Source organism: Bacillus piscicola (genome assembly GCF_022458745.1).
GTDB classification, from domain to species: Bacteria; Bacillota; Bacilli; order Bacillales; family Marinococcaceae; genus Alteribacillus_A; species Alteribacillus_A piscicola.
The window spans coordinates 420,120-442,292 of record NZ_JAJJJF010000002.1 but is presented as its reverse complement, the minus strand read 5'-3'; the positions used below and the strand labels follow the sequence as shown (position 1 = coordinate 442,292).

Annotated in this window: 22 protein-coding genes and 1 riboswitch; of the genes, 14 read left to right on the top strand and 8 right to left on the bottom strand. The window is 43.6% G+C overall.

The window, feature by feature from the left end; all coding sequences use genetic code 11:
- Positions 1–15: 15 nt before the first annotated feature.
- From LOR49_RS06845 to LOR49_RS06830, 4 genes are all read right to left on the bottom strand, one after another.
- Positions 16–1,011 carry a DUF2777 family protein gene (locus LOR49_RS06845; RefSeq protein WP_240375530.1) on the bottom strand — a complete coding sequence of 332 codons (996 nt, stop codon included), beginning with the start codon at positions 1,009–1,011 and terminating at the stop codon, positions 16–18.
- Between the two features lie 172 nt (positions 1,012–1,183).
- Positions 1,184–2,125 carry an MBL fold metallo-hydrolase gene (locus tag LOR49_RS06840; RefSeq protein ID WP_240375528.1) on the bottom strand — a complete coding sequence of 314 codons (942 nt, stop codon included), beginning with the start codon at positions 2,123–2,125 and terminating at the stop codon, positions 1,184–1,186.
- Entirely contained in the window at positions 2,126–3,073 is a 948-nt protein-coding gene (locus tag LOR49_RS06835) for a hypothetical protein (protein WP_240375525.1), read from the bottom strand.
- A gap of 6 nt (positions 3,074–3,079) precedes the next feature.
- On the bottom strand, positions 3,080–4,126 hold the full coding sequence (locus tag LOR49_RS06830) for a toxic anion resistance protein (protein ID WP_240375524.1): 1,047 nt from the start codon (positions 4,124–4,126) through the stop codon (positions 3,080–3,082).
- Positions 4,127–4,325: 199 nt separating this feature from the next.
- Here LOR49_RS06830 and LOR49_RS06825 point away from each other — a divergent pair, with 199 nt between their 5' ends.
- From LOR49_RS06825 to kapB, 3 genes are all read left to right on the top strand, one after another.
- On the top strand, positions 4,326–4,739 hold the full coding sequence (locus LOR49_RS06825; protein ID WP_240375523.1) for a DUF2203 domain-containing protein: 414 nt from the start codon (positions 4,326–4,328) through the stop codon (positions 4,737–4,739).
- Between the two features lie 14 nt (positions 4,740–4,753).
- Positions 4,754–5,530 carry an NRDE family protein gene (locus LOR49_RS06820; RefSeq protein ID WP_240375522.1) on the top strand — a complete coding sequence of 259 codons (777 nt, stop codon included), beginning with the start codon at positions 4,754–4,756 and terminating at the stop codon, positions 5,528–5,530.
- Positions 5,531–5,943: 413 nt separating this feature from the next.
- On the top strand, positions 5,944–6,315 hold the full coding sequence (gene kapB / locus LOR49_RS06815) for a kinase-associated lipoprotein KapB (RefSeq protein WP_240375521.1): 372 nt from the start codon (positions 5,944–5,946) through the stop codon (positions 6,313–6,315).
- 40 nt (positions 6,316–6,355) lie between these two features.
- Here kapB and LOR49_RS06810 read toward each other — a convergent pair whose 3' ends face one another.
- A complete protein-coding gene (locus LOR49_RS06810; RefSeq protein ID WP_240375519.1) occupies positions 6,356–8,065 on the bottom strand; it encodes a PucR family transcriptional regulator in 1,710 nt (569 codons plus the stop codon).
- A 240-nt stretch (positions 8,066–8,305) separates the two neighbouring features.
- Between LOR49_RS06810 and LOR49_RS06805 the strand changes: the two genes are divergently transcribed.
- The 5 genes from LOR49_RS06805 to LOR49_RS06785 all read left to right on the top strand — a co-directional run bounded on the left by LOR49_RS06805 (position 8,306) and on the right by LOR49_RS06785 (position 14,959).
- A complete protein-coding gene (locus tag LOR49_RS06805; RefSeq protein ID WP_240375518.1) occupies positions 8,306–9,517 on the top strand; it encodes a M20 metallopeptidase family protein in 1,212 nt (403 codons plus the stop codon).
- 83 nt (positions 9,518–9,600) lie between these two features.
- Positions 9,601–11,043, top strand: a complete 1,443-nt coding sequence (locus LOR49_RS06800; protein ID WP_240375517.1) for an aldehyde dehydrogenase family protein — start codon at positions 9,601–9,603, stop codon at positions 11,041–11,043.
- Between the two features lie 76 nt (positions 11,044–11,119).
- Positions 11,120–12,361, top strand: a complete 1,242-nt coding sequence (locus tag LOR49_RS06795) for a M24 family metallopeptidase (protein ID WP_240375516.1) — start codon at positions 11,120–11,122, stop codon at positions 12,359–12,361.
- A 229-nt stretch (positions 12,362–12,590) separates the two neighbouring features.
- Positions 12,591–13,955: a TRAP transporter large permease subunit gene (locus tag LOR49_RS06790; RefSeq protein ID WP_240375515.1), complete on the top strand. Its 1,365-nt coding sequence runs from the start codon at positions 12,591–12,593 to the stop codon at positions 13,953–13,955.
- Between the two features lie 59 nt (positions 13,956–14,014).
- Positions 14,015–14,959, top strand: coding sequence for a DMT family transporter (locus LOR49_RS06785; RefSeq protein ID WP_240375514.1), 945 nt, complete (start codon positions 14,015–14,017; stop codon positions 14,957–14,959).
- A gap of 4 nt (positions 14,960–14,963) precedes the next feature.
- Here LOR49_RS06785 and yidD read toward each other — a convergent pair whose 3' ends face one another.
- Together yidD and dapA are read right to left on the bottom strand one after the other, a co-directional pair.
- On the bottom strand, positions 14,964–15,197 hold the full coding sequence (gene yidD / locus LOR49_RS06780) for a membrane protein insertion efficiency factor YidD (RefSeq protein ID WP_420830407.1): 234 nt from the start codon (positions 15,195–15,197) through the stop codon (positions 14,964–14,966).
- A 99-nt stretch (positions 15,198–15,296) separates the two neighbouring features.
- A complete protein-coding gene (dapA, locus tag LOR49_RS06775; protein ID WP_240375512.1) occupies positions 15,297–16,184 on the bottom strand; it encodes a 4-hydroxy-tetrahydrodipicolinate synthase in 888 nt (295 codons plus the stop codon).
- Positions 16,185–16,335: 151 nt separating this feature from the next.
- A riboswitch (Lysine riboswitch) is annotated at positions 16,336–16,519 on the bottom strand.
- Positions 16,520–17,305: 786 nt separating this feature from the next.
- On the opposite strand from dapA, the gene LOR49_RS06770 reads away from it, so the two are divergent.
- The 6 genes from LOR49_RS06770 (at position 17,306) to LOR49_RS06750 (ending at position 20,748) form a co-directional block, all read left to right on the top strand.
- Positions 17,306–17,572 carry an antitoxin gene (locus tag LOR49_RS06770; protein WP_240375510.1) on the top strand — a complete coding sequence of 89 codons (267 nt, stop codon included), beginning with the start codon at positions 17,306–17,308 and terminating at the stop codon, positions 17,570–17,572.
- 54 nt (positions 17,573–17,626) lie between these two features.
- Positions 17,627–18,022: a type II toxin-antitoxin system PemK/MazF family toxin gene (locus LOR49_RS06765; RefSeq protein WP_240375509.1), complete on the top strand. Its 396-nt coding sequence runs from the start codon at positions 17,627–17,629 to the stop codon at positions 18,020–18,022.
- 195 nt (positions 18,023–18,217) lie between these two features.
- Positions 18,218–18,874: an alpha/beta hydrolase gene (locus LOR49_RS17630; protein ID WP_338021127.1), complete on the top strand. Its 657-nt coding sequence runs from the start codon at positions 18,218–18,220 to the stop codon at positions 18,872–18,874.
- On the top strand, positions 18,834–19,385 hold the full coding sequence (locus LOR49_RS17625; RefSeq protein ID WP_338021126.1) for an alpha/beta hydrolase fold domain-containing protein: 552 nt from the start codon (positions 18,834–18,836) through the stop codon (positions 19,383–19,385). The genes LOR49_RS17630 and LOR49_RS17625 overlap by 41 nt, the downstream gene beginning before the upstream one ends.
- A 249-nt stretch (positions 19,386–19,634) precedes the next feature.
- Complete coding sequence (locus LOR49_RS06755; RefSeq protein ID WP_240375508.1) at positions 19,635–20,291, top strand: hypothetical protein; 657 nt, start codon at positions 19,635–19,637, stop codon at positions 20,289–20,291.
- 145 nt (positions 20,292–20,436) lie between these two features.
- Entirely contained in the window at positions 20,437–20,748 is a 312-nt protein-coding gene (locus tag LOR49_RS06750; protein ID WP_240375507.1) for a hypothetical protein, read from the top strand.
- 56 nt (positions 20,749–20,804) lie between these two features.
- On the opposite strand, the gene LOR49_RS06745 is transcribed toward LOR49_RS06750, so the two are convergent.
- Entirely contained in the window at positions 20,805–22,145 is a 1,341-nt protein-coding gene (locus tag LOR49_RS06745) for a YjiH family protein (protein WP_240375506.1), read from the bottom strand.
- Positions 22,146–22,173: the final 28 nt, after the last annotated feature.

Below are 22,173 nucleotides of genomic sequence, written 5' to 3'. Positions count from 1 at the left end.
GGACAGTCTCTTATTTTAGGCTTCGTGATCTTTCGGCACCGCGTTTGTGTACGTGGAAATCTGGCGCTCGCCGTCATCACTAGTACATTCAAAGCGATCATAGACATAATCAGGATGGTGCTCATGAAGGGTTCGTTCGTAATGATGCTGAATAAATAGTGTCCGTCCTGGTCGTTGAAGTGTGATAAAGTTGACCCCTTTAAACGAAGTGAGACCGTCAGCTTGCAGAAGTTCATACAGCAGGCGATTATGACAATTAGCAAGGTTTTCTATCGTAAAACCATATGTCTCGATATGGTGTAGGAGGCTTTCCCGAGCAGGATGCTCCAGTTCGTTTAAAAGAATCGTAAACGGTTGAAATTGTTCCGTATGAATTCTAACATATTCACGTTCTTTGACTTTATATTCTTTCCCTTTTTCCGTTTGAAAAATAAATTCTGATACATGTGAGACGGGCACCCAAGTCCCTTTTCGCTCAATCTCAAATTCAAAAGGACAGCCCTCTAATTCTAATACGTCCATACTCACTTCTTCTTCTAAATAAGGCAGGCCCTCGTCATCTTTTCGTATTCTATAATAGACGTAAGGTTCAGGGTCTGTGGGTGTTGCTTCGTCCTCAAAAGCTTTTGGCAACACAACCTCCCCATAAACAGAACCGATTTCAGCCCACTTACGGGCGGCTTCTTCGTTGGCTGCCGTTTTTTCAATTAGTTGATTAATAACGGATTGAATAGAGTGGCGAACCGATTCTGTATAAGTCAGCCCTTCTTCTACGTCTATAGCAAATATTTTAGAACCAGGGACTGTAACATAAGCATCCTTCATTTCACTCAGCATATGCGAAGCCTCAAGATCAGGAACTTCGGCAACTCCGGTAATAAAAACTTTCCCGGACCATGTTTTTTTAGGTGGAGTTAAGACCTCCTCTAAGCGGCCGTAATACATACCCTCCTGGCCCATATCAACAAGGACAATACTACCTTTACGTTTTGTAGCCTCTATACGATTCATGGAAACCCTCACTTTTAAGTTGGTAATAGATATATATGTGGCGATCCGCGGAATTACTCCACAAAGCAATCACTTAAGTATCCGCGGCTCTTTCTACTTTTAAATGATATTTCATTTTATTATACGAGAAAGAGCCGAAGTCAGCAAGCGGAGCAGGGAAGAATGGGCAGGGTTACTTGGAGAAGTAATCGAGGAGCCCCATAGCAGAAATGGAAGCGTCTACTTTTAACATGGACCGAAACGAATGGCCGGCGTCCAGGTCGGTCAGTGAATAGTAGCTCAGTACTTCCTTTTCAATATCACTTGCTGCAAGCGCAACACTTGCCTTGTTGTCGTTTGCTTTTTTACCAATACTTACAAAAATGGGGATCCAGTATTCCAGTTGCCGTTTTATTTCTGCGATGTTTTCCGAGGCGCCAAAGTGACCGAAAAAAATCCGCGTCGGCTGGTAGGACATAATAAGTTCCAGGGAGCGCTGCATCGCATCCGGATCAAACTGATTAGGGGAGGTAGTTGGCACGTATATCTCCTGCCCCAGTTTTTTGGCATCTTCGTATTGGATGCCAATCGTGTCCCCGGTAAATATTCCGCCACTTTTCGAGTCGACGATGCTGAAGTGGTGTTTGGCATGACCGGGAGTATCTAGAAACGTGAAGGTTCTGCCTGAGGCGAATGAGAGGCTGTCTTGATGGTGCTTGACAAGTACCTTTTCTTCGCTGATAGGCACCACAGGGCTGAATAATGAATCAAACTGTTCCCCATACACTGCGCGGGCTCCTTTTACTAACCGTTCTGGATCCACTAAATGTCTTGCCCCACGAGGGTGAATAATGACGTTTGCGTTCGGGCATTCACGGAGGAGCAGTCCGGCCCCGCCGGCATGGTCAAGGTGGACGTGAGTGACAATAATATAAGTGACGTCGGCCAAGCTCCGGTTCAGCCACTCAAGAGACATCTTAATAAAAGGGACGGATAAACTGGGCCCTGTATCAATCAACGTTAACTCTTCTTCGTTTATTATATAGGTGCCTGTACGATTCGGCATCTCCATGTCAAAACCATCAGAGATCCAAATGTCATCGGTAAGGAAGGTTGGTTTTTGCCATTTCAACATCTATCTTCCTTTCTTGTTTTGGGTGGAATAGCGCTTGTCAGTAAGCCGCAGCAATTGTTCTATTTTTTCTACGTTATTTTGCTCCGTCGCCTCCTTGACGGAACGAAGGCGGACTTCCATTTTAGTCAACGCTTCATAGACTTGTTCCGTGCGGCTTTCCTTTTCTTTTTGTGGAAGCAAAAGATAGGTTTCAATTAAATCAGGAATATCTTTTTGCAGCATCCGTTTCAGATTATATTTATCTTCAATGTCCAAATCATCATAAATAGAAGCTGCTTGCCGTGTTTCAACGAGGAGGCGTTCAAGTCGGTTTCGGATTACATTACCGAGTGAGCCCCATTCAGATTGAAAAGCGTCCTCGAGCGGCTGGAGAAGGTTCATGAGTTCTTTCGTATCCGCAGGGGAGTCTTCTTTTTCCGAAGGGGACTGAGAATAAAAACGGGCAGCAGCAGATGGCTGGATCAGTTTTCCCAGCAGGGCATCATCGAGTTGTTCGAGCTTAACAAAGAGAGACTGAAACAGACTTGACCGACGTATGCTCCGCACGAAAGTCTTCCCATTTTTAATATATTGAACGTGCGCCTCTTTAAAACGCTTCTGGCTGCTTTTAGGAACGTAAGCTTTGCGAAGATACTCCACGACAATTCTTTTTTTAATAGCAGCTTCCGATTGTGCCGTATCATAACTTAAGAGGCGCATCCGTTTCTGATTTACTTTTAAACGAAATTGAAACGTTTTCCCGCTTTTCTTGAAGGTTTGCGCGCCTTTTATTTGTTCCCCATGCAGAATTAATCGCTCTAGAGCAGCCTCTGTTTCCTGGATAATGACCAATCCATACGGATCGGAGAAAATATGCTCGTCCACGGGCCGAAGATGGTCGGGGAGGAAGCGTTCAATCCATGGATGTGACAGCCAATCTTTTGTCATGTGCACCACCTTCTTTTCCATTCTTACCTACTCCAAAAGCTTGTGTTTCATTTGTTCATTGAGTTTATCCATTTCATTGATAAACTTTTTCCCGGACGTAACAATGCGTTCATTAGACTCTTCTGTCATCTGGATAGCGGAATACACATCCTCGTATGCTTTTCTAAACGTTTCGATCGCGACGGCAGGCTCTTCTAACGTTCGCAATGTGTCTTCTGTATTTTGTTTTAACATCTCAGCATTGTTCTTGATCATATTTTCTGTCGCTTTATTGACACTTTGTACAGCAGTGATTACTTTGCGCTGATTACCTAAAGCGAGCTGAATGGATGCGGTGACGGTAATAATGTTTTTGGTCATGGTGATCGCATTAAAAATAGCTTCTTCGAGTTTTTCATTGTTTTCAAGGATTAAATCAACAGATGCGAGCGATTGTTGCAGGACCATAACGGCTTGAGTCATATTTTTGACACGTGATATTACTTTTTGTTGTCCTTTTTGTAAGGAGGCAGGATTATCACGCCATTCGTCTTTCGTCATTTCCCGTTCAAGCATTTCATTTAACTGTTTACCGGTTGCGATTTGTCCTTCCAAACTATAAATACGGTCTTTCGCTGTTTCTTTTAGTTGTTCGAGCATGACGTTGTCTTCTTGTAGGTTATCACGGCCTTTAAGCAAACCTTCGATAATATTTTCGACCTGTGCTTCTACCGTTTGATATTTACGCGCGTATTGCTCAATAGGGTTACGGCGCAAAAGTTTGTTCCATGTTTGCTGCCATTTACTTTCTTTTAAATAATGAGGCTCAAGTTCTCCGACTATTTCTTTTAGTTCATGCAGCTTATCGGGAAGATCGTTGTCTTTTTGGTTCATCATCTCGCGCACTGGCTTTTTTAACGCTTCTAAAGAATCACCGGCTTGCTGTTGCTCTGTCTCACCGAGTCCACCAAGCATATTTACTAACTCCTCGGAATCAGCGGCAGACTTAAAACGTTCAAGAAATTGCTGGGCGCGTTCTTTGGCAGCTTGTTCTTGATTCTCATCTTTATTTAAAGTTGGGTGGTGTTCACTCATGCAAGCATTGCCTCCTTTGAATACTCGGGCCTGACCTAGCTATATCGGTAATTTCGTGACTTTATAAATGTAACTTTTTCAATCTATTATAACATTGATCCTCTTATCCCGTCCTTATTTGCTTTCTCTTTATTCTTTCGATTGAATACGCTATCATTTACATACAGGAAAAAAGAGAGTGGAGAAGGGGGAGATACATTTGTTTAACACGTATTATTCACTGAAAGAAGCAAATGCAGAACTCCCAAGAGTGCGAGAGGATCTTGTTCAACTGCAGCTTCTGCAGCGTGAATATCGGAGTGTCTATTATCATTTGCAAGCAGTGAAAAAAGGGAAGCTGGAAGAAGAGATCAATAATAAAAAAGATTTGTTTTTAATGGAAGCTACCATTGATTTTATTGAGATACAGGCAGACAGTCTTATCACCCAACTGGAAAAAGACAGTATTTTCGTAAAAAGCATTTCAGCGGGGCTCATTGACTTCCCGGCAAAGTTAAAAGGAAAAGACGTCCTGTTCTGTTGGAAGCAGGGTGAGGAATATATTGCGCATTACCATGAGGTATTTGATTCGTATAAAAAAAGAAAAAAGATTTATACAGCAAACGACAACTAAAACGGAGGATGGGTATGTGTCTAATTGTGTTTGGTTTTCAAGCGGTACCGGATTATCCCTTAATCGTAGCAGCAAATCGGGACGAGTGGCACCGAAGGCCGGCAGCACCGCTACATGAATGGGAAAATTCCGTGATTATTGCAGGAAAAGATAAAGAAAAAGGAGGCACGTGGATGGGGGCCACCAAGACGGGACGGTTCGCAGCAGTCACGAATGTACGGCAACAAAGCGAATCTGCCCGTGGGCGCTCACGCGGAGAACTAGTCAAACATTTTCTTGAAACAGAGGATGACGATTCGTTTTTGCAACAGTGCCATCAAGAGGGAGATGAGTACGGCGGGTACAACTTTATAGGCGGCGATGTTCACCGTGTCGTCTATGCTACTAATCAAAATACAGCAGTGAAGCACATTTTATCTCCTGGTATTTACGGAGTCAGTAACGCTTCGTTAGATACCCCTTGGCCTAAAACACAAAAAGCGAAAGCACAATTTGCCGAGATCGTAAACCATGCGTCAACCGGCCTGGATAGAGAAGCTCTATTCGAGCTGCTCTCCGATAAGGAGGAAGCGGTGGCGCAGCATTTACCGCAAACAGGTGTCGACCGAGAATGGGAGAAAAAACTATCTCCCATTTTTATAAACATGGAAGAATACGGGACACGCGCCCAAACGGTGTTTTCCGTCCATAAAGACGGCGAGGCGGTAATGACGGAAAGGAGCTTCGGTGAAAACGGTCAATATTTATCCCAAACTACGATAAGCTGGACAATCACGAACGAAAGAGGGTAGCAGGCAAACTGCTTTTCCTCCTGCTCGTAATTTCACGTACCGTATTATAGGTGAAAAATCATAAATATACTGATTGGACATGCATGTAGAATCATATATATTATCTGTTGATTGTAACGAAAGGAGGCGACTCCAACGGGAACAGCACGAGTCCGAAAATCCTGTAAAACGAGATGAAGGAACAAAGGCTAAGATCGCCACGTCCTGTGGCAACGCCTTTGTAACCAACATCCTGTTGGCCCGAGGCCATGCCCGTGGAAAGCGTCCGCCTGCAGTGGAAATCAACTGTTCGATAGCATTTTCGAATTGTTCGTATTTTAACAGCTGTGCTTTGACTCATATCTATAAAAAAACGAAAAGGTCTGCTACACTGTAGAAAAAGCAGGCCACACGGATAGGAGAACAAATAACATATGACTGATAATCGAATTGTACAAGCACCACATAAATCAGGTATTTACATAGGGGAGATTCAACAGTACAAAGGTGAAAATGTTTTACTGAAAGTGCTTGCTGTTTTGAAGCATCCTAATCAGGGGGATTTACATCATCCCAAACAAGCGGATGTCCCTTTTTTCCATGAACGGAAAGCACTTGCCGAAAATGAAAAAGTCTGGGTTCCAGCCGCCATCATTACGGACTACAAAGAAGAAGTCCCTGATTACAAAGACTCGCTAAAAAAAGCTGTCCAGCAATTAGCGGACAACTTGCAAAACCAAAATGATGAGTACGCTAAGAAGGCTCTACGCACGTTAGAAGTAGTCAAAGAAGAATATCGATTCTAAAACAAGCAGGTCCGCTGAGCGGGCCTGCTTGTTAGGTGAGTTACCAATTTGCCGATTCTTGTTTCCCATTTATAATCGTATGAAGACGGACAGATAAATCAATTAAAAATAAGTCATCAGCGTCATCCAGTCGGCATCCTGTTAACGTTTCAATTTTGCGGAGCCTGTATAATAAAGATTGGCGATGGAGGTTGAGATCTCTTGCTGTTTGACTGACATTCCCTTTGTGCCGGTTATAGACAATAAATGTATGAACAAGATTAATATTGCGAGTGTGGGAGTATTGCTGTAAAGGAGCAATGATGACATCGGTGATTTTTCTTAATTCCTCATTTTCTGTGAGGGCAAGTAACGCACGGTCAAACCTGGTATCTGCATAGGTTGTAATAAAACCTTCTCCTTTTTGCCGGCGGCCGATATCAAGAGCGGAGTATGCCTCTTGAAAACCGGTGGAAAAGGAGTGTTTGCCAAATGTTTTGGCAATACCCCAAGACGTAACGAGGCGGGGCAGTTTTTGATTGCAACGATACTGCAGTAGTTCAATGAATGGATAAGCCGCTTCTATGGTGTTGTCAGAAAGCATTTCGATATAAATAATTAATTCTTCGTTTTGGAAAGTGGACATGGTTTGCAGATACAGCGTTCTGCCAGTGTGATACACTTCCTCTTCGATTGTATTGCCAATTTGGGTAAGCCAATTCTCAAATGAAAGGCTGCCAGCTGGTTCCTGTTCGTAGAGGCTATGCAAGTTTTCTGGTTTGGCAATTAAACATAAATACGGAACATGTAAACGGTATCCCAATGATTTTGCTCGAGAAAAGGCGGTATCATCGCGGCTGAATTTCCCCTTGGCAAGACTCCAGACAAAATCATCTTTTAACCTCATTTCCGTTTCTAAAGCTGCCTGATCGTGCAGAAAGCAAAGGGCGGAAGAGGTAACGGCATGCTCGAGTAAAATTAATATATCCTCTTGAAAGGCATCATCTTCCGCTAGATGATCGGGCCATTCTATAACGATAAATCCTTGAATCTCACGAGCACTTTGGACAGTAAGCTGCAGCATGGAAGTACTCTCCCCGGTTATCCAGTGCATATTGTGGGGAAAAGAAACGACTTCTCCGTTGCTATTTTCACGCTCAAAATAAAGCGGATCCCCATTTTGCAGTAAATGAGTGTTCCATTTTTCCTCAAGGGCTTTTGCCCGGCTGCTTTTTGTCTTTACATGGCCGCGGCGGTCTGTAACAAGAACGGGCATTTGTAAAGACCGTTCTAAATAATCTGTTATCTCGTCAAGACCGCTCCCATTTAAAATAATCTCCAACATTTCTTTTCTCACTTTATCTGAATGAATCACAAGACGTTTTTCTTGTTGATGGAGAGCGCTAGATATGGCGTGCGTCACATCGGCGAAACGAACTTCCCACGGTAATTCAATTAAAGGAAAGCCGTACTGTTCACAGAACTGGATAACTTTACGGGGAAGTTCAGAAATATAGCGGCCTGTCGCAATAATGAGTGCCGCCGCTCCCGCTTCCGCCACTTCCTTTGTGAAAGCAAGCAGTTTATTTTTATCCTCTTCGCAGCCAATGCCCATTGTAAGTACTATTTCATTTTTTCTGACAAAGTTCTCGACAGGCATCTCGAGAACAGACACCCACTCCACGGGGTTCTGCAAACCGGTTGTTACTTCAGCATGTAAGGTCGCTGGCTGCATAACAGGAAGTTTTAACATATCAGCTACTGTGAACATAATCCTTCCCCCTCCTGGCAGCAATACACTCACCCCCCATTGTAGCACAATTCCTGCCCTTCTAAAGTAAGCTATTATTCAAGTTGTCTGGTTATGAAACGGAATCTTCATACAAATTGATGGATGGAATATTTTCTATTGTTTAATAGGATGATTATAGAGGGAAAAGAATTACACACGCTGCATAAGTCGACATTCACCTCCATTTTTAGACAAACATTAACTAGGAGGTCGAGGCCAATGGATTCACAACATATTCTATATGAGAAAGCTAAGTCGTTATATTCTCAGTTAGTCGAGTGGCGCCGTCATCTACACCGCTATCCTGAATTAAGCTTTCAAGAAAAGAATACAGCGGCTTTTGTTATCTCTGAACTTAAAAAAATAAACGATATTCACATTTTCTCCGGAAAAGAAGATACAGGAATAGAGACAGCTGTTGCGGCTGTTTTAAAAAAAGGCGATGGGCCAATCATTGCTTTGCGTGCCGACATGGACGCGCTTCCCATCCAAGAGGAAAATGATACGGAATACGCCTCTCGAGAAGAGAACGTTATGCATGCATGCGGTCATGACGCACATACAGCGATACTTCTCGGAGCTGCCCACGTGCTGGCAGAAAGTGATTTTAACGGTACGGTAAAATTTTTATTCCAACCGGCCGAAGAAGATACAGATGAATTCGGAAAGTCAGGGGCACCATACCTGATCGAATCCGGTCTCTTGGACGATGTCTCGACTGCCTTTGCGCTGCACATGGATCCAGAAATAGAACCGGGGCATATTAAACTCCATACGGGTCCGAGTATGGCAAACGTTGATACCTTTCAAGGTGCGATTTACGGAAGTGGAGGGCACGGGGCTTATCCCCATTTAGGTACGGATCCGATCTGGATGTTATCTTTTGTTATTCAAGCTATTCAAGGGATAACCGCGAGACAACTATCACCGCTTGCCCCGGCTGTAGTCAGCATTGGCGAGGTGAAAGCTGGTTCATCAACGAATGTCATCCCCGATAAAGTCACGTTGCAAGGAACGATGCGAAGCTACGATGATGAAACAAGAGATCAGTTAGAAACGCAATTACACCAAGCGTTTTCGACGGTTTCCAATCTGGGAGGCAGCTATGAAGTAGAAGTCGAAAAAGGGGAACCGGCATTAACTAATGACGAAACGGCCGTTCGAATTTATGAACAAACGATTCAAGACGTCTTTCCGACGTTCCGTATTATCGATGAGCCGTACGGATTGGGAGGCGAAGATTTTGGCTATATAGCGAAACACGTGCCCGCAGCGATGATATTTTTAGGTGCAGGCTTTAGTGAAAGCGAAAACCGGGGATTGCACATGCCGAATTTTGACATTCAGGAAGATATTTTGCCGGTTGGTACGTCGCTTCTAGCAGGTGCTGCCTTGCGTGCTTTACAAGCAAAAACGCTTACCAATAGATGAAAAGGATTTGTAGGGCGATAGAGGAACGAGCGTAAGTACTCATTGTATGAATAGGAATTTTTTTCAGAAAGGCGGCGAATACAATGGCGATGAAATTAGCAGGACAAAAGATGCTTCTGGCAGGAGACTGGGTGGAAAGAGAAGATAAGATAGACGTTTGGGATCCGCAAAAAAATGAACGGATTGAATCCGTGCCGGCAGCGTCGAGAGAAGATGTGGAGAGAGCAATCAAGCTTGCTAGAGAAGGCGCACCTATTGCAGCAAATCTTTCCGTACGTGAGCGCATGGATATTTTAAACAAAGCAGCGTCTCTTGTAGAAGAAAATCATGAAGATTTCGCCAGGACGATTGCTGCTGAAGGTGTAAAAACAATTAATGAGGCACGGAGTGAAACAACGAGAGCGATAGAGACCCTTCGGTTGAGCGCGGAAGAAGCGAGAAGGCTGACAGGAGAGTCTATCAATTTTGACCAAATGCCGGGTAATGAAGATCGAATGGGCTACTATTTTCGGTTTCCTGTCGGAGTCGTGGCAGCGATCACTCCCTTTAACGATCCGCTGAATCTCGTGGCACATAAACTTGGTCCAGCGGTAGCAGCCGGGAATGCTGTTATTATTAAGCCGGCTACGGAAACTCCGTTAAGTGCCTTGAAACTCGCGGACGCTTTCATGAAAGCTGGACTTCCAAAGAAAGTTCTCACCGTCATCACCGGCCGGAGCCGGGACATCGGAGATTCATTGATTGAAAGCAAAGATATAAACATGATCAGCTTTACCGGTGGCTACGAAACCGGGGAAAAAATCTCCAAAAAAGCAGGACTGAAGAAGCTGTCGATGGAGCTCGGGTCCAATTCTCCTTTTATTGTTTGTAAAGACGCCGACCTGAAACAAGCAGCTGCCGCCGCCTCGTCCGGTGCTTTTGCCGCCGCCGGGCAAAATTGCCTCAGTGTCCAGCGAATTTACGTGGAGGAAGACGTATATAGCTCCTTTAAGGATTTATTTTTAAAATATGTGCGCGAAGTTAGAACGGGCGATAAAATGTTGGAGTCGACAGATATGGGGCCTCTCATTAATGAAAAAGAAGCCCGTCGGATTGAGGAATGGGTAGAAGAAGCGAAAAACAGCGGTGCCGCTGTGTTAACGGGCGGACAACGGGAAGGTGCCCTTTTTCAGCCTACCGTTCTTGAAAATGTACCGGAGAACGCGCCGATTGTGAAGGAAGAAATCTTTGGGCCCGTCGTATTGCTTTTTAAGGTAGAACATTTAGACGAAGCACTTACACGCTCTAACGATGTTAATTACGGCCTGCAAGCAGGTATATTTACGAACAATGTGAACTCCGCATTAAAAGCGGCAAAATCGCTTCACGTTGGCGGTGTCATGATTAACGACAGCAGTGATTTTAGAATTGATGCTATGCCTTTCGGAGGCGTAAAAGGCTCTGGATTAGGAAGAGAAGGAGTGGCGTTTGCAATAAAAGAAATGTCTGAAGAGAGAATCGTTTGCTTCAAGATGACGGAAGAATAAAAAGAAAACGGGGTGCTGTCCCAGCGTGGGATAGTATCCCCTTTTAGAAAAACGGAAAGCAGGAAGGGGTGTTATCATGTTCAGTAAAGAAGAGTTCCTGACAAGAATGAATAATACGAAACAAAAAATGATGGAGTACGGGGTGGAGGTATTGCTCGTATCGAACCCATCCAATATTTATTACCTTACAGGATACAATGCTTGGTCCTTTTACGTCCATCAAATTTTAGTCGTCATGATTGACGAAGACCAGCCAATTTGGATTGGGCGTCAAATGGATGCCCATAGCGCCCGGGTCACAACGTGGCTTGATGAAAGCCATATCATCCCGTACCCAGACGAATTTGTCCAGTCTACGATTCGGCATCCAATGGATTTCGTCGCCAATATATTAAATGAAATCGGTCAGGGTAACCGAAAAATCGGCTTAGAGATGGATGCTTTTTACTTTACCGCTATGTGTTATGAACGTATTATGCAAGGACTCCCGAATGCAGAATTGAGAAATTTTAGTACGCTCGTGAACTGGGTGCGCCTTATTAAATCTGACCAAGAGATTGAATGCATGCGCAAAGCCGCCCGTATTGTGGAAAATGCGATGCATGCGGCTTATTACACGGCAGACGTAGGTATACGTGAAAATGATATGGCAGCGGCGATTTATCAAGCACAGATCAGCGGTACTTCAGATTATGGCGGGGATTACACGTCGATCGTACCGATGATTCCGACTAGCGAAAATACAGCGAGCCCTCATTTAACGTGGACGGATCGTCGTTACAAGCACGGTGACTATTTAACGATCGAAATAGCCGGCTGCTACCGACGCTACCACACACCGCTCGCTCGCACGATGGCCATTGGTGAGGCTCCTGAAAAGGTGAGGGAGTTGGCGGAGGTAGTGAAAGAGGGGATCGACACGACACTTGACGCCATCGCTCCAGGTATGACGGCTGAAGAAGTAGAAGGTATCTGGAGTAAAACAATCGCAAAGCGTGGCTACTACAAAGAATCACGGCTTGGGTATTCGATTGGCCTCAGCTATCCACCTGACTGGGGCGAGCATACGGTTAGTCTCCGAAAAGGAGATCGTACCATCATGCAACCAAACATGACGTTCCATTTAATGCCTGGTATTTGGCTTGATAATTACGGAGTGGAAATTACCGAATCAATCCGGATAACAGAAAATGGCTGCGAAACATTTGCTTCGGTGCCGCGTGAGCTATATATTAAGAAACCGTCAGCTGTTTCTACCGTCCTTTCTCCTTCCCAAAACCAACCTGCCATCCAAGATCATAAGCATACGGGTTCATAACTAATGTGAAACATCAATCAGTGGAGAACACTCATTCCCCACTGATTTTTATTCTTAGAGAAAGTTTTGCAACCTTAACAAGTATGGAGCCTCGGTTTCATAGCACGCTTGCGTGGAGTCCATGCGTCTCCCCGTATACGTTGCGATTGGTAGTCTTTTGCTGTTCATTCCCTTTACTAGCATGATAGGATAGACGGAGGAAGAATAGGAAGGGAAGGCGAGGACACCAATGACATCCTCATATCTTGGATTCGCATCCTTTACAGCTGTTATTCTTTATCTTGTTAATGTGTTCTATCCCATGGATATTCTCATTTTTATATACAGCTCTATTTCGATGGGGCTGCTTTTTTTTGCATGGGCTAAGATGAACAAAGGGAATCGGATCGTCGTAACACTGCTTCTTTTCTCTGGGATCACGATCTTCCTGACTCATCAAGTACCGGCGTCAGATATTTTGTTTAGTTTTGGACAGAACCTTAATTTGCTAGCTTTGTTTTTGCTTATTCCATTATTCGGCACGTTGCTGTCAGAAGCTGGTTATCTTCACAATTTACAGATGGCTATCCGCAGAAGAGAAACACAAAAGAAGCCTCACCCTTACTTATTTGGTTTTTTATTAACCGCATCAATGGGATGGCTTTTAAACCTTGGTTCCATGCCGCTCGTGTATAAAATTGGATCGGAAAGTTTCACCTCTTTTGAAAACAAACGTTTTGGCTTAACAATCTTAAGAGGATTCGGTTTTTGTATGCTCTGGTCGCCTTATTTTGTAAACGTTGGCCTTATTCTCGTGCTTTACGATCTCTCTTGGCAGCAAATTGGCGGCTTTGGGATTACTCTATCTATTATCTATGCCTTATTAATATGGTTATTTTTTCCACTTTCTGCTTTTAAGAATGGCCAGATGGTGGACAATAACTTAGAGGCGGAAGACAATCAGAATAAAGGCGGGAGGTCTTTAAAACCGCTGTTGCTTTATATCGTTATTTTGTTATGCTTATCATTTTTGCTTGAAGCACTATTACCGGTAAACATGCTAACCGTTGTAGCCATTCTCGCTGTTTTTTATCCGCTTGTGTGGGCGGCAGCGATTAAACACGGGCGTACATATACACAGGAAGCAGCCGGCTATATTAGTTCTTCGTTTGATAGAATCTATAATGAGATGGGCATTTTTATCACTGCAGGGTTTTTCGGAGAAGCATTATCAAGAAGTCAAGCGGGTGAATGGCTTTCAAACGTTATACTGGCATCCTCCAACGGAATCATCCCGCTCTTTATTATTATTTTAATAGGATGTGTCATCTTATTGGCTATGTTTGGGATTCACCCGGTGATCATTGTTTTAGGACTTGGCAGTTCGTTGTCTCCGGCAGCATTTGGCGTATCCCCGGCTTTCATGGGACTTCTCATGCTGGCGGCGTGGATGCTTGCCACCCAAGTAACCCCTTTTTCAGGCTCGATTCTAATGGCATCTCATCTGATGAAAGAAAAACCGTGGAAGATCATGCAAAAAAATGCTCCCTTTATTGTCACGGCTGTTGTGGTAATGACTATTGTGCTGTCCGTTTTTCATAAGCTGCATGTATAAGGCTTGGAAAGACTCCACCTTAAAGAGAACAAAATTGCCTATGCGAGAGAGGAATGAATATGAGACACAACAAAGATCGTTATTGGATCAATCACCTTTTTGTAGTTGTGGTTATGATCCTATGGGGACTCAATGTGGTTGCATTAAAAGTGCTAGTCGAGTATATGCCGCCTGCTACTATGCAGGCATTGCGTATTTTAACAGCCGGGGCTGTGATTGCCCTCATTATGACGCGATTTCAAGAGTGGAGACGGCTAACGGGAAGGGAACTAAAATATTTAATTTTCGCCACCTTCCTTGGCGTAGTGAGCCATCATTTGCTTTTAGCTTTCGGGCTTGCGCACACTTCTGCTGTCAACACGTCTTTAATTCTCGCACTAGTTCCCTTAACGACTTCCGTACTTGCTATGATTATGCTAGGGGATCCTTTTACGAAGTTTCGGTTTTTTGGGGTGATTCTAGGGTTAGCGGGTGTTTTCTTTATTAACATAGCAGGGAAAGATGGACAGATCGGCGGTTTGTCGTTCGGAGATGTCGCTATTTTTCTAGCAATGTTTGTGCAAGCAGCCAGTTTCATCTACGTAAAAAAAGCAACCAAGACGATAGAGCCGCGTGTTTTGACCGGATACATGTTTTTGCTTGGTTCTTTCGGTGTGTTTTTATTTAGTATGTGGAAAGAACCATCCGGCCTAAAAGAGGTGTTCGCAGTACCATCCTTTGTCTGGCTGATTTTTTTCGGCTCTGCAGTCCTGGCTACAGCTTTAGGTCATCAGCTGTTTAATCGCTCCATCCAGAAAATTGGTCCGGGTGAAACAGCTGTTTTTAATAACCTGGTCCCGTTGTTCGGGTTGATTAGTTCTGCCCTTTTGCTCAAAGAAACAGTCAATGGCGGTCAATGGCTTGGTTTTATTTTTATCGTGCTTGGAGTTCTCTTTGGTACGGGATATGTGGAGGAACGGTGGCGGCGCAATCACAAGAAAGACAAACCTACTATTTCTCCATAATGTGTCACCTTCTCTTGTTTTTCTCAGGAACTGGATCAAAACCGCCGGGATGGAATGGGTGGCACTTGCTAATTCTTTTAAGTGTCAGCCACCCCCCCTTCCACGCCCCGAAGCGTTCTACCGCTTCGACTCCGTATTGCGAGCACGTCGGGTAAAAACGACAGGTCGGCGGGGTGAGGGGGGAGATGAATGTTCGGTAAACCTGTATAGCTCCGATGATAATCCGTTTCAACAACATAACCTTCTTTCGGGTACAAATAGGACTGGCTCTTCTTATTTTAAAGAAGAACCAGCCCTTATTACAATACATATTCTTTTAGACCATGTGAACGGATCATTAGCTTACAAAAAAGGTTGTTTTCGGACGAAAGACAGAACGGAGTTGGTTCATTTCGTCTTCGTGCAGGCGAAGCATCGGAAGACGAACATCTCCGGAAATGATTCCTTGAAGTTCAAGCGCTGCTTTGACTGGTACCGGGTTCGGTGCCATAAACATGGACTTCATAATAGGCAGGAGCTCTCGATGCCGCTTGGAAGCGAATTCCGGGTAGCCATTGAAGTAGCTCTGCACCATATCCTGCATCTCGTTTCCAATGACATGAGAAGCGACAGATACGACCCCAGTCCCGCCAATGGACAATACCGGCATGGTCAGGCTGTCATCGCCGCTGTAAAGGTAGAACTGGTCATCGGTGTTTTCAATGATATAGGCCATAGCATCTAAGTCGGCGCTCGCCTCTTTTACTGCCGTAATGTTATCAATAGCAGCTAGACGGACAATCGTTTCCGGAGTAAGTCCTACCGCACTGCGCCCGGGTATATTGTAAAGCATGACTGGAAGACTTGTAGCCTCAGCTACTGTTTTAAAATGCATAAACATGCCTTCCTGGGACGGTTTATTATAATAAGGGGTTACAAGCATGACAGCGTCTACCCCGATTTTCTCGGCTTTCTTCGTCAATTCTTTGGAAGCTCTCGTATTATTACAGCCAGTACCCGCAATAACCGGGACACGACCATTAACAACTTGCACAACATGTTCGAAAAGTGTCAGTTTTTCTTCTGTCGAAAGTGTTGGCGATTCTCCAGTTGTACCTGCCACTACTAAACTTTCTGTGCCGTTTGACAGCAAGTGGTTCACCAGTTTCGTTACCGCACTGTAATCGACTTCACCGTCTTGATCAAAAGGAGTTACCATTGCTGTACTTATTCTTCCAAAATTCATTTTCATCACCCTCTGTTTTGATATTCGATGTTCTCCAACAATGATTGATATGAAATTGAGGGCCGGTTCCTCCCAGAATATTCAACAAAAAATGCAGCAATGAGAGGACTCATTGCTGCATGAACGTTCTAGTATAATAAGAACCGTTAATGCGTGAGATAGCCCTCCATATAGCGAGGCTCGCTATATGACAGTTTCGTATTTATTCAATACAAAACCAGCCTACAACTCTTGAGAAAGTTGTCTGCTTCGGCAAATCCCCCTTCCAGCAATATTCAACGGACCCCATAATCCTCCTATTGCTTACTGATGGTCTTTGCGCCTCTAACCTCACTTCTCGTTACGAAGTAGGATTTATTTAATTGATTAATGCCACCATATCATTTAACAAAAGGGAATGCAATCAACAATTAAAAAAATAAAAACTTTTTTATAGGTGACGTCTTTTAAGGCTCTTTTTGTATCGTTTGTTGTTGTATTCTAAGTGTAAAAAAGGGTCCGCGCAGAGGGATCTTTCATTGACAACTAAAATGAGCCAATTTCATAATTCAGGTACAGTTATTGAACTAAGAACAATTTTGGAAAAGTGTAGAGCGGTTGATTTCCACTGCAGGCGGACGCTTTCACCTACAGGCACAAGCGCGACATCAGTTCGAGACTGCGCTTACGCTTGCTCTCACTGTGTCTTTTTTGCCGCGGGCATGACTTGAGCCCCCTCAGGGCAACACGATGTTGGTCATAAAGGCGTTGCCACAGGACGTGGCGTACTTAGCCATTGTTCCTTACTTAAACTGCGGGGGCTCAAGACTCATGCTATTCCCGCTGGAGCCGCCGCCTTCCGCTACAATCAACAACAACATTATTGTTCGTGTTCAATATCTAAAATAAGTACGTATGAAATGGATTCAAAATATAAATTTATTAAAAAAACTGTAACCAAAAGAAGCCTTCTATGTTACACTCTAAGATGAATAGAAAAAAGGCGTTTTACCTCGGATTTTCCGATCCATTGTCAAAACTTCGAACAAGCAGTAATTTAATATCGAAATCATTATTTATTTCACTTTGGGAATCATCTATAATGATGTGTGGGAATAAACCGTGCATGGGGGTCGTCCAGGATGTCACAATTACAGCAAATTGAAGTTGAACTATCAGAGCACTTGTACTCTGAAATTGAACACCTAAGTAAGGAAGAGAAGGATTCTTTTTTTCGTGAAGCACTGCAAGAAGAGATCCGTCAAAGAAAGGCTGCAGATCTACGGAACCAAATGAAGCAGGGGTATTTAGAAATGGCGCAAATCAATGCCGAGCTTTGCAAAGAATTTGAGAGGGCTGAAGAAGAGGCGTTGCGAACAGGAGAACGCGCAGTTATATCTGCAAAATAAGAATAATATTCTCCTTTTCGGCATATCCTGTTACGGAACCGGTGAAGGAGGTGAATGGATGAGTTGAGTGATACGAATCAAAATCATCACCAGTCCAAGAAAATTGTAAAGCGCGGCGATGTTTATTTTGCTGATCTTTCACCGGTAGTCGGTTCAGAACAAGGCGGTGTCAGACCTGTTCTAATTATCCAAAATGATATAGGGAACAGGTTCAGTCCCACCGTTATTGTGGCTGCTATTACAGCTCAGATCAAAAAAGCAAAGCTACCTACTCATGTAGAGATTAATGCGGCAGAACACCGATTTGACCGGGATAGTGTCATCCTGCTTGAACAAGTACGAACAATTGATAAGCAGCGCCTTACAGACAAAATTACACATCTGGATGATGAAACGATGACGCGGGTAAAAGAAGGTTTGGAAATCAGTCTCGGTTTAAAAGAAGTTTAAGGATCAAAAACTTCAAAGAATAACATACATATCCAAAAAGCACGGGCAGATTCTTTCCGAAGAGAGCTGCTTGTGCTTTTTTGCATGTTTTAACTATGCGAAAATGTCGAAATGGATTGAGAAAATCAAACAGGGAGGCCGCAAAACTTGGTATAATAGAATAGACACCATGAATCTTCCAGGAGGGGAAAAGCAGTGTGGAAGAAAGTCATTAAAATAGTTACGGTTATCTCTTTAGTTATCAGCCTAATCATTGTGTGGTCTATAGATGATTGGTCCCAAACCAGCCAGGGTAAGCTTCCCTCTAAAACAGCGGTAATCTTGCACGCTATTAACAATAATTTGGTATCACTGAATACGAATATTGAGATACCTGATTTTCTTTCTCCTAAGAAAACAAGTACAAATGGAGCGAAGCTTTTGCGGCAGGACCAGACTATCCCGCTTCAGAATGGGAAAGAATTACCGGTGCGTATATATAGATATTCTAATGCAGATAATGCTCCTGTCATCCTCTATTTTCATGGCGGTGCTTTTATGGAAGGATACGGAAGCTTGGAAACGCATGACAATATTATACGAACCCTTGCTGCCAGGACTGGAGCTGTAGTCATTAGTCCCGAATACCGAGTCGCTCCTCAATATGTGTTCCCGGTAGCTGTTAATGACAGTTATCTTACGTTAGAGTGGGCTCATAAAAATGCTGAAACATTCGGTGGCAACCCCAAAAAGATTGCGGTAGCAGGGGATAGTGCAGGGGGTAATCTCGCAGCCGTTACCGCCTTGCAGGCTAGATATAGAAGGGCCCGAATTGTTCGCACAAATACTGTACTACCCATTAACAACATTTGAGGATGCTCCGTTTGCTTCACGGTCTCTTTATGACAGCGGGTATTATTTGCTTTCAAGAGATGTGATGGTAAAGGCAAGAGAAGTCTATACACCCGATGAAAAGATGTGGGTGAACCCATACACCTCACCGCTTGAAGCCGATAACCTTTCGGACCTTCCCCCTGCCCTTGTAATCACCGCCCAATTCGACCCATTGCGGGATGAAGGAGAGTTGTATGGGGAAAAGTTAAATGAAGCAGGTATACCTGTAAAAACGGTACGGTACAACGGAGTTATGCACGGATTCGTCTCGTTCTACCAAGTTATGAAAAGTGGGGATACTGCCTTAAATCAAACCGCCGCCTTTTTGTCCCAGGCGGAGAAAGAAGATTGGCAGAAAAAAGAGCAGTATGAGCTTGTTATTCAAGATACGCCGGAAGGCTGGGGGCGAGTGAAAGAAGAAGTAGAGGCTTTTGCGATTGCTGCCTTCTTGGTTGGTAAAAGTACACTTAATTTTTTCATCAATAAATAAGAACGGATCTGATACATTCAGATCCGTTTTTTCTTTATTTTCGCTTGTAATGGGGTTTTATTGCTCATATAAGCTTTTATATAATCATTACTAGCCGTAAGATCTTTATATATCCAGAATGGTTCCAAAAACTTTTAATTACTCTATTTTATTTTAAGAACCTGTGTGGTACACTCATCAAGGGAGTGAGAGAAAAAAGAAAAAACCTGCCATTGCAGGGATAAATTAGAGATGGAGGGGGGCTTTCAAATGTTGAAGGCATGGAGAGAGAGAATATACGCGAAAAGAAGTGAGTGGTCAAGAGAGAAGCAACAGTGTCCGGAAGAATACGCGGGGATGAATAAGGATGAGGAGATGCTCCATCTTGAGGTGGAGAAGTATCTGTACACGATCCATCCATCTTTTTTATTGAACCCCGATGTGACTCGCGCCCTTCATAATTGGCTGCTTGCCTATTCGCAAGGGAGATCTATTATATCGTTGCATGTTTCAAGTGAGATGAGAATTGCCTTTGATTTTTACAAGACAGACCTTTCAGAGTTTATACGATTGCTTGAGAAAAAGGGTTTTACATTCACAGGCAATGAAGAACGGTTTTTAATGGTACTTCTAAATAAACTGTCTGATAAAAATTATCATAGATACCTTGCACGTTACGGAGATTTTGTTCAAGAAATACGTTCTCTCGAGAAGGCTGTCTTCAGATATTTGGAAGTCGTGGATGATCGTAATAGACTGGAGAGCGGACGGATTGATTTCCTTCACAACTATTTGATCCATCGAGGACTATTGCCTTCTTCCTATACAACGAAGAAAACAAAGAAATTAGTGAAATCATTAAATAAAATGTATGCGGATGATTACAATGTCATCCGCCTCGAAAAAAGTATGCATGAAATCAGCTAGTAAGTGCAGAGAAAAGTCTGTCTTCTATTTAGAAGTACAGACTTTTTTTGCGAGGTATTGAATCAAAATGCTTTGCGTTTTTCTGAATTTATGTCAAAATAAAATCAAGCGTTTACTGCCATTATTTTTTATGGGAGGGATAACAATGGCAAAGGAAATTGCAGGATTTTTTACCGACAAGCTGCTGGAAGCTAAAAATCAGTTTGAGCGGACGATTGATTGTAAGCATACAGAATTCGATGATCTCTACCCTTATATGAGTGAACAGCCGCAGTTTTTTTGGTATAAACGTTATGTAGCTTGGCAGGAACTCTTGACTATCGTGAAACTTGCCGAAGAATTGGATGTTTCGTGGCGGGAAGTTTTTGATGAAACACAACAGCGTTTCATTGAATCTAAAGTAATGGACGCGAAAGTTTTAGACGAATGGTACGGAAAAAAGCGGACAGAAGCATAGTGAAAACCTGGATGCGTAAGCTGCATCCAGGTTTTTTTCCGTTCGTATGGAGATTTTTAAAAAATAAGATGGGCAGCAATTGTAATAATGGGCAGGGTAATGATCGTTCTTTCTAAGAAAATGATAACCAAATCACCGAATGTGACTGGAAGCTTAGAAGCGAGCAGCAGACCGCCAACTTCAGACATGTAAATCAGCTGGGTAACAGACAGGGCTGCGATCACAAATCGGGTTAACTCACTCTCAATGCCTGATCCTAAAATGGCCGGCAGAAACATATCTGCAAAGCCGATCAGTATTGTTTCAGAAGCCGCCGCTGCCTCGGGAATCTGCATGAACTCTAGAAATGGCACAAACGGTGCTCCGATAATGGAAAAGAAGGATGTTGTTTCAGCGATAATCACAGCTCCTGTGCCGAGCGCCATAACAACAGGAATGACACCAATCCACATATCAAGAACATTTTTCAAGCCGCCGCTGACTACAGTTGAAAAACTGCTTTGCGCTGCTCTTTCAGCTGCTTGTTTCAGCCCCCAGCTCAGGGCATTGTACTGGGCCGGCCGTGTTTTCTCAGCTTTTTTTTCTTTTTCATTAAAGAATGTATGTTTCTTCCACGATAATGGAGGGATGCGCGGCATAATCAAGGCGGCGACAAAACCAGCAGCCAGTATCGTTAGGTAGTACGGTACGATGTAAGACGTTAAGTTCATTTTAGTTAAAATAACAATACTAAAAGTAATAGAGACAACGGAGAAGGTCGTTCCGATGACAGCCGCTTCTCTTTTTGAGTAATAGCCTTGTTCGTATTGCTGGTTTGTCAGCAGAACTCCGATTGTGCCATCCCCGAGCCAAGAAGCTGCGCAGTCAATGGAGGATCGCCCTGGTAATGTGAACAACGGACGCATAATCGGAGTTAACAACGCTCCGCACAACTCCAACAAGCCAAAATTCAGCAGCAGGGGAAGCAGAAAACCAGCGAACAAAAAAACGGCAATAAGTACTGGGATTAAATCATATAAAAGCATGCCGCCGGTTGCACTTGATGTTACCCACTCAGGACCAATTTGAAGAAGCGCAAGAATCCCAAACAAAAGACCAAGGATACGTACACACAGCCAAAAGCCTGTTACATCAAATAAGGATGAAGCAAGTGTGGAAGTAGTGCCGGTTACTTTTACAACGAACGAACCGACAACCGCAATGAGCATGAATAGAACAGCGGCGGCTGGCAGGATAGCGGCGGTCCAGGCTTGAAGCCAATCAGCAAGAATAGCGACCGGGATCGTAAACTCCCCGTTGACGGAGATTGGAATCATAAAGAAAAAAACACCAATGACAGAAGGAACTAGAAACCGTAGAAAGGAACCACCTGCCGTTACATTATTATTGTTTTTCATCGTGTCACCTCGTATACAAAAAAATGAA

Excerpts from the sequence above, each read along its gene's own strand:
- LOR49_RS06845 (WP_240375530.1), bottom strand. The coding sequence starts at position 1,011 with ATGAATCGTATAGAGGCTACAAAACGTAAAGGTAGTATTGTCCTTGTT.
- LOR49_RS06840 (WP_240375528.1), bottom strand. The coding sequence starts at position 2,125 with ATGTTGAAATGGCAAAAACCAACCTTCCTTACCGATGACATTTGGATC.
- LOR49_RS06835 (WP_240375525.1), bottom strand. The coding sequence starts at position 3,073 with ATGGAAAAGAAGGTGGTGCACATGACAAAAGATTGGCTGTCACATCCA.
- LOR49_RS06830 (WP_240375524.1), bottom strand. The coding sequence starts at position 4,126 with ATGAGTGAACACCACCCAACTTTAAATAAAGATGAGAATCAAGAACAA.
- LOR49_RS06820 (WP_240375522.1), top strand. The coding sequence starts at position 4,754 with ATGTGTCTAATTGTGTTTGGTTTTCAAGCGGTACCGGATTATCCCTTA.
- kapB (WP_240375521.1), top strand. The coding sequence starts at position 5,944 with ATGACTGATAATCGAATTGTACAAGCACCACATAAATCAGGTATTTAC.
- LOR49_RS06810 (WP_240375519.1), bottom strand. The coding sequence starts at position 8,065 with ATGTTCACAGTAGCTGATATGTTAAAACTTCCTGTTATGCAGCCAGCG.
- LOR49_RS06805 (WP_240375518.1), top strand. The coding sequence starts at position 8,306 with ATGGATTCACAACATATTCTATATGAGAAAGCTAAGTCGTTATATTCT.
- LOR49_RS06800 (WP_240375517.1), top strand. The coding sequence starts at position 9,601 with ATGGCGATGAAATTAGCAGGACAAAAGATGCTTCTGGCAGGAGACTGG.
- LOR49_RS06795 (WP_240375516.1), top strand. The coding sequence starts at position 11,120 with ATGTTCAGTAAAGAAGAGTTCCTGACAAGAATGAATAATACGAAACAA.
- LOR49_RS06790 (WP_240375515.1), top strand. The coding sequence starts at position 12,591 with ATGACATCCTCATATCTTGGATTCGCATCCTTTACAGCTGTTATTCTT.
- LOR49_RS06785 (WP_240375514.1), top strand. The coding sequence starts at position 14,015 with ATGAGACACAACAAAGATCGTTATTGGATCAATCACCTTTTTGTAGTT.
- yidD (WP_420830407.1), bottom strand. The coding sequence starts at position 15,197 with ATGTTGTTGAAACGGATTATCATCGGAGCTATACAGGTTTACCGAACA.
- dapA (WP_240375512.1), bottom strand. The coding sequence starts at position 16,184 with ATGAATTTTGGAAGAATAAGTACAGCAATGGTAACTCCTTTTGATCAA.
- LOR49_RS06770 (WP_240375510.1), top strand. The coding sequence starts at position 17,306 with ATGTCACAATTACAGCAAATTGAAGTTGAACTATCAGAGCACTTGTAC.
- LOR49_RS06765 (WP_240375509.1), top strand. The coding sequence starts at position 17,627 with ATGGATGAGTTGAGTGATACGAATCAAAATCATCACCAGTCCAAGAAA.
- LOR49_RS06755 (WP_240375508.1), top strand. The coding sequence starts at position 19,635 with ATGTTGAAGGCATGGAGAGAGAGAATATACGCGAAAAGAAGTGAGTGG.
- LOR49_RS06750 (WP_240375507.1), top strand. The coding sequence starts at position 20,437 with ATGGCAAAGGAAATTGCAGGATTTTTTACCGACAAGCTGCTGGAAGCT.
- LOR49_RS06745 (WP_240375506.1), bottom strand. The coding sequence starts at position 22,145 with ATGAAAAACAATAATAATGTAACGGCAGGTGGTTCCTTTCTACGGTTT.